This is a genomic window from Bradyrhizobium sp. CCBAU 45321 (assembly GCF_028128975.1).
In the GTDB taxonomy this organism is placed as follows: Bacteria; Pseudomonadota; Alphaproteobacteria; order Rhizobiales; family Xanthobacteraceae; genus Bradyrhizobium; species Bradyrhizobium yuanmingense.
Genome location: NZ_LFKZ01000009.1, coordinates 1 through 5567, shown reverse-complemented (window position 1 = coordinate 5567; position 5567 = coordinate 1). Strand labels below are relative to the sequence as shown.

Below are 5567 nucleotides of genomic sequence, written 5' to 3'. Positions count from 1 at the left end.
GGCGAGACCTCTCAGGCTCTCTTGACTATTTTGTATTGCTCGACGGACTGCCTCCGTCGTGTGGCGCAGCCGTGTAAACTCTGTCCCATAGCGCTTCCTTCGAATCGTGCGACAAGGATGCACCATCAAAGTCTGGGACTAAACACCTAGGATTACCCCTAGGACCTGCAGCGATCGCGTTCGTCAAACAAGGCGGCCCTCAACGGAGGGATACGACAGACACGCACTATCTCCAGAACAAATAGATCTTCGTCAGGAGGCAAATATCTCGTGCCTATGGCCGCTGCGAGGACCGCAGCTCCGTCAGACCGGCGGCATGTTTCGGGCTGTTGAAGACTACGACCAACCACCAATCTGACGTCAGGACCGATAACCGGTCTCAGCCGCCAGTTTTCCGAGCGCCCGCAGAACCGTCGCGAGAGGTACAATCAAGTGCGATGGAATATACTCATCCACCGAGCCGTCCTTCAGAAGCGCGCGCGCCAGCGGAATGTTTCGCATCACCGGCACTCCGGCAGCCGCCGCGGCATCAATCATGTGCTGCGCCAAGGAATCGGTGCCGATGCCATCGATCATAGGCAGGGGTGCGTGCTCCCGATCGTAGTAAATCGCCACTGCAATATGTGTGGGATTGGTGATCAATACGGTCGCTCGACGCGACTGCTCAATCGCGTTCTTGGCTAACAATTGCGAATGCAGGCGCCGGCGTTGCCCTTTGAAGAGCGGGTCGCCCTCCTTTTCCTTAACTTCTCGTTTCACTTCGTCCAGCGACATTAAATTCTTGTTCGTGAACTGCCATCGCTGGAACGCCCAGTCCGCAATTGCCATCACGAGGTAGCTCGCCCCCACATAACTAGCGATCCCGAGCAGCAGGTTACCCGTCACAGCGTTCAAGCAGGATATGCCACAGCTTGGCGTCCACACAAGCGCATGCACACCTTGGCGCAGCATAAGCATTATGACGAGCCCGAGTATCAGCACCTTTGCGATTGCCTTACCTAGATCGCCGAGATTCTGCAGCGAGACTATCCTTCTGACGTTCTCACCGGGGTTGAGCCTTTTCAGCGATGGCGTGACCGCCTCGGGCGAGACAATCGCCCCGTTCTGCAGCACGTTGGCGCCCACGCCGATGACCAGGACGACGCCGAGGAAAGGTGCGACCATACTCTGTACTTCACCGAAATAAAACTCGAGGAGCTCTCGGCATACGATTGGGAAGTCCCCTTCGAGAAACGATGCGGGCAACAGGATCGTTGCCTCAAGTCGGTCTACTAGGCCAAGCAAAGAGGCGAAGAACAGCGCGAAAAACCCAAGGGTCACCGCCGCCGACACGACTTCCTTACTGTGCGGAACCTGCCCCTTCTTGCGTAAGTCCCGTAGCCTCGTCGGGGTCGGCTTTTCGGTCCTTCTGCCGGCCACGCGGTCACCTGGCGATGCGATTGAGGATCAGAATAGACGACGGCATATGCTTGTCGGCACTGGCCAAAATGATCGTGAGCGAAAGAATGAGCAGCAGAAGGCCGACTGCACTCTTGACCGGCATAGCGAGAAAGAACACCTCCAGTTGCGGCGCGAACCGGCTGACCAGTGCCAAGCCCAATTCGCTGAGGAACATCGCAACGATGGCTGGACCGGCGAGAAGCAACGTCAGCAGCATCACGAGGTCTGCGAGATCTAACATATGGGTGACGAAGATCGGACCGAATGCAGGATGAAAGCTCCACAGCGGCCAGATGTCATGGGAGCGATAGAGCGCTTCTAGTAGTTTGGAAAAGCCGCCGCTGACGAACAGCCATGTAGCGTAAAGCTGAGCCAGGAAGGTCCCAAGCGCCGAGTCCAGATTGTCGCCTGCCGGGCTCAAGAGGCTTGTCATCGTGGCCCCCCTCTGGTGGTCAATGAACGTGCCCGCGGCTTCCACCCCCCACATAGTCGCAGCAACTGGCATGCCTAGGAGGCATCCGAGCAGGAGTTCCTTGAGTCCTAGGCCCAGCATCGGCATTAGACTTGTGATGTCGAGATCCGCAGGCCAGGTTGCCCAAGCAAACCCTGCTACCGGGAGCGCCAATGCCATAATCACGCTGTTGCGCGCCAGCGCTGTCACCATGCCGCGTCTCAGAAAAGGCATGACGAGCATGATCCCTGTTACGCGTGCCATCGCAAGCGCAAGGACAACAAGGAAAGTATGCAGGTGAGCCAGAACAAGTGGCGACATGGAATGGATTACCTCTAGCGCTTGGATAGCCAGCTGGCGGCGGTCGCTCTTGCTGCGTGCCGACCGGCGAAGAGAGCAAATCTAGCAAGGCCCTAGGCCTCGGACCTATATCCCGGCGATTTGGTCGAAGATGTTCACCATATACCGGCTAAGTTCAGTAAACCAATTCGCGGTGGCCGCCAGTGTCAGGCTCACGCATATCAGCTTCACAGCAAAGGAGAGTGTCTGCTCCTGAACTTGGGTCAGAGCTTGCACCACACTGACGATCAGTCCGACGCCTGTAGCGACGAGGACTGTAGGCATCGAGAGGACAAGTGTCAGTTTGAGCGCGCCAAGGGCGATGTTGGTGAGTGTGGCGGTACTCATGGTGCTGCTCCTGCGTAGGAAAAGATGAGGCCATGAATGAGGCGCTGCCACCCATTCACGGAAACGAACAAGAATAGCTTGAATGGCAAGGATATGGTCATTGGCGAAACCATCATCATGCCCATTGCCAGAAGGATGTTCGACACGACGAGATCGATGACGATAAACGGCAGAAACAATAAGAAGCCGATCTTGAACGCGTCTTCCAGTTCGGATGTGATGAAGGCTGGAATCAAAATCATGAATTCGTTGCCCATTATGGCGGCGGCGTCCTCCTTGCTCCACAATCCCCGAACCGCATTGACGTAGAATTGCCGTTCCCGTTGCGACGTGTTCTTCAAGAGAAAGTTGCGAACTGGCTCAGTAGCTAGCGTTACCATTGCCTCTAATTCGCGGAGATCTTGGGATGCGATTGGCTTGTCTCGCACGGCTTCATACGCACCTTTAGCCACTGGCTGCATGATGTAGACCGAGAGCAGGATTGCGATCGCATTCAGCGCCATGTTCGGCGGAATGTTCTGAACGCCGAGAGCATTGCGAATGAGCATAAAGACGACGACGAGCTTCACGTAAGAGGTGACGGCAATCGCAACGAAAGGGGCGATCGCAATGGCGGCGAGTAGGACAATCAGCATCGCGGGATCAGGCAGCGCCGTCATCGTTCTGCTCGTGTTAATCGCAAGTCAAGCACGCGCACACCCGTTCGCTCGGCGATGCGCACCAGTTCGCCGGTTGCGACGATCTGGCCATTGACGCGCAAGCTGATATTGGTCGTGGCATCAAAACCAAGATCCAGCACCTGGCCGATTGCCAATTCGCGAAGCTGGCTGAGAGGCATTGTCAGGCGCCCAGCATGCACATCAACAAGAAGATCAATGCTGTCGAAGGTTTCCGGTGGAAGCAGATCCGGTCTATCCATCATACAGTCCACAGCTGAAAGGACGGTAAGGCGGCCATTGCAGATCGAGGCGCGAAAGCAAGGATCGCCAGAGAGGCATAGGAGAACAGTTATGATGCCGTCATTGCCGACCGGGGTGGTATCCAGCAGGATGACGTCACCTAACGCGAGTTGATGCAAATCCGTCGAGATAAGGCTGATGCGCTCGACCAGCAGAACGAGACAAACGGGCAGATCATCGAGCGCGGCGCATGCGACCGGAAGCGCAGAGCAGCAGTCGGCGATCCATTGCAGCCCGCTGCCATCGAATTCTACCAGCCCGACGACGTCGTTTGGACGCTCCAAGCGAAGAATCTCAATTGCGTACGGAAACACTTCAGTGGTTTCGGCCGAAGACCAGGTCGGCCGATGTCCACACCATTGTTCCACCTTGATCGCAAGATCTCGGAAGACAATGTCGAACAGGATTTCTCGCAGGCCGTCACCCAGAGGCAATGCGGTAATTTCCGGCCAACGTTGCACAGCCACCGCCGGAAGGAGCGCCGAGTCAACTGCGACGCAAATCCTGTGGCCGCGTGGGCGCATCACAGCCCGGCAGTAATCTGCTGGAAGGCGCGGAGATGTCGAGCCTGGCATGACAGCTTTCACGTCGATGCCAGCGATGTTGAAGGGGATTGGCAGACGTGTAGCAAGACGCGAAACGGCGGCAGCCTCACGTCGGCCATAGCTGGGTAGATCGATCACGCGCTCGTCTCACTTAGTAGTAGAATAGTGTCTCAAATCCGCGAGATCGCCGGTTGCTGCGTTGTTTGTCCAACATTGCGCTGAAGACGACCAACACGTTGCGCATTTCAAGCTGATCGGACAAATCGCGCGCAAATGCATGGCCATGTACCTGCAGGATAGGCGAAAGCCGCTCGGACTTGATGCAAACCCATAGGGTATCAATCTGGAAACTGACGATCAAAAACGCATTGCCGAATAATTTCGGTTCGGCATTACGTGCACCTTCATATTGCCGGCATAAAACCTTGCAATCGGGGGCGCGAACGGACCCTTCGCAGGTGTCTAGGGTCGCCTCCTCGATCAGTTGCGACAAACAAGCGTTGTCCCCGGTACTCGCGTGCTCCGGCACCTGGGCCGCCACCGGAATTGAACGGCCACGTGGTTGGATGGACGGCATCGCAGCCCCTGTCGCCAGTTGCATCTAACTTCCTCTGCTAAGTTTGACCGCTGTGGGACTGAGACACCTGGCTCAGCCGCGTTGAAGCGCTCGGCAGGACACACCATTCACCACCACCCCGACTTGCCGAACCACAACAGTAGTTTTCACTGGGCGTACGTCTCCAGGACATCATATTTGTCGGGAACCGACTTTCTAGGAAAAAGGTAGGTAGCCGCTCAAGGGAGTAGTATCCGCTTCTCCATGTACTCACTGTCGACCAAGAGCCAATACAATTTCGATATGGAGCCAGCTGATGACGCTATGCCTTTGAGGAACAACATGCTCAGCGTCCAATGGCCGGTTTGAATGAGTAGGGACCAGTGCGATTTTCGGAGTTCACTCACACATGCGGCCGATCGGCATGACATGCCATATTTGGCAAAGGTAGGAAGACTCTCGGCGGGGAGAGCTACGTGTTTAGTCCCAGACTTTGATGGTGCATCCTTGTCGCACGATTGGAAGGAAGCGCTATGGGACAGATTTTACACGGCTGCGCCACCACGACGGAGGCAGTCCGTCGAGCAATACAAAATAGTCAAGAGAGCCTGAGAGGTCTCGCTAAGCGCTACGGGATCAACCAGAAGACTGTCGCGAAGTGGAAGCAGCGCGAGACTGTCACCGGTCGTTCGACTGGCCCCAAGGAAGCCAAGTCGACTGTCCTTTCCATCGAGGAGGAGGCGATCATCGTTGCTTTCCGGCAGCATACGCTGCTGCCACTCGACGATTGCCTCTATGCGCTGCAGCCGACCATCCCGCATCTGACGCGGTCATCCCTGCATCGCTGCCTCCAGAGCTATGGCGGAATCTGGGTGATGACGGTGTGAGGAAGGCGGCGTATCGAGGCGGGTGACGAGCCTGCCAGAACC

6 protein-coding genes and 1 pseudogene are annotated in these 5567 nt (G+C 56.4%); 1 reads left to right on the top strand and 6 read right to left on the bottom strand.

Annotation, left to right across the window (positions count from 1 at the left end; all coding sequences use genetic code 11):
* Positions 1-360 precede the first annotated feature (360 nt).
* The 6 genes from ACM43_RS01065 to ACM43_RS01040 form a co-directional block, all read right to left on the bottom strand.
* Entirely contained in the window at positions 361-1419 is a 1059-nt protein-coding gene (locus ACM43_RS01065) for an EscU/YscU/HrcU family type III secretion system export apparatus switch protein (protein WP_036032224.1), read from the bottom strand.
* A 4-nt stretch (positions 1420-1423) separates the two neighbouring features.
* On the bottom strand, positions 1424-2212 hold the full coding sequence (sctT, locus tag ACM43_RS01060) for a type III secretion system export apparatus subunit SctT (protein ID WP_050996326.1): 789 nt from the start codon (positions 2210-2212) through the stop codon (positions 1424-1426).
* Positions 2213-2317: 105 nt separating this feature from the next.
* The gene (sctS, locus tag ACM43_RS01055; protein ID WP_036032221.1) at positions 2318-2578 is read right to left on the bottom strand and encodes a type III secretion system export apparatus subunit SctS; all 261 of its coding nucleotides are present in this window, start codon (positions 2576-2578) and stop codon (positions 2318-2320) included.
* Positions 2575-3237, bottom strand: a complete 663-nt coding sequence (gene sctR, locus ACM43_RS01050) for a type III secretion system export apparatus subunit SctR (RefSeq protein WP_036032219.1) — start codon at positions 3235-3237, stop codon at positions 2575-2577. Before sctR ends, sctS begins: the two co-directional genes overlap by 4 nt.
* Positions 3234-4220: a FliM/FliN family flagellar motor switch protein gene (locus tag ACM43_RS01045; RefSeq protein WP_157786107.1), complete on the bottom strand. Its 987-nt coding sequence runs from the start codon at positions 4218-4220 to the stop codon at positions 3234-3236. The genes sctR and ACM43_RS01045 overlap by 4 nt, the downstream gene beginning before the upstream one ends.
* Positions 4221-4233: 13 nt before the next feature.
* Positions 4234-4683 (bottom strand): hypothetical protein, encoded by a 450-nt coding sequence (locus tag ACM43_RS01040; RefSeq protein ID WP_157786106.1) that lies wholly within the window; start codon positions 4681-4683, stop codon positions 4234-4236.
* A 488-nt stretch (positions 4684-5171) separates the two neighbouring features.
* On the opposite strand from ACM43_RS01040, the pseudogene ACM43_RS01035 reads away from it, so the two are divergent.
* A pseudogene (locus ACM43_RS01035) lies at positions 5172-5501 on the top strand (IS481 family transposase); the annotation flags it as partial.
* Between the last annotated feature and the right edge of the window lie 66 nt (positions 5502-5567).